This window comes from Luedemannella flava (genome assembly GCF_039528515.1).
GTDB lineage: Bacteria > Actinomycetota > Actinomycetes > Mycobacteriales > Micromonosporaceae > Luedemannella > Luedemannella flava.
Genome location: NZ_BAAALT010000326.1, coordinates 1 through 848, shown reverse-complemented (window position 1 = coordinate 848; position 848 = coordinate 1). Strand labels below are relative to the sequence as shown.

Below are 848 nucleotides of genomic sequence, written 5' to 3'. Positions count from 1 at the left end.
GGCCGCGCATGCCGGACAGCTCGCCATGCTCAGACCAGCGTCCGCGGGCGGACCCGGTTCGCCTGGTCGACCAGGGCGATGCGGGTGTCGGCGTCGGGCACCACCTTGGCCAGCGACCGGTAGGCGCGCTCCAGCCCGAAGCGCAGCTCGCGTTCGGTCAGCCCGTGACCGAGCACCGCGCCCGAGCCGGGCATCCCCCGGGCGCGCACCCAGTCCAGCGCCGCCCCGAGCAGCTCGACGGCCAGGCCGGCGCCGCGCTCGACGTCCAGGCGCAGCCGCTCGACCCGCGCCGACGCGTCCGCCAGGTCGCTCGCGACCAGGTGCGGCATCCGCGCGCCGAACCGGGCGCGGGCCGCCGCGATCTGCGCCGTCACGTGGTGCGCCGAGCCGTCGGGCACGGCGTCCAGGATCGTCACCGCGACGGCCCGGTCGCCGCGCCCGAGCGCGACCCGGGCCTGACCGAACGCGGCGCTCACAAACGAGCGGTCGGTGCGCCACACGCGTTCGTAGCGCTGGGCCGCGCCGGTGGCGTCGCCGCCCCGCTCGGCGGCCACAGCCAGGGCGAGCTGCGGGGCGAGCTCGCCCGGCAGTGCCGAGTACACCGCGTCGAACGCCGTCCGCGCCCGGGCCGCGTTGCCGCTGACCAGCGCGGCCACGCCCCGGAACCAGTCGACGCGCCAGTCGAGCGGGTCGCGGTCGGCGACGGCGTCCAGGTCGCGGTGCGCGCCGTCCACGTCTCCGGCCGCGAGCCGCGCCCGCGCGAGGGCGAGCGGGATCTCGGCGCTGTCGTCCGGGCCGTTGGCGGCCGCCTGCTCCAGCGCCGCCAGGTCGGCGCCCTGGGCGGCGAG

General features: G+C 78.9%; 1 protein-coding gene. It reads right to left on the bottom strand.

Features of this window, described 5'->3' with window-relative positions; all coding sequences use genetic code 11:
• Window positions 1–29 precede the first annotated feature (29 nt).
• Window positions 30–848 (bottom strand): tetratricopeptide repeat protein (locus tag ABD211_RS33025; RefSeq protein ID WP_344140449.1); only part of this gene is annotated, 819 nt, incomplete at its 5' end.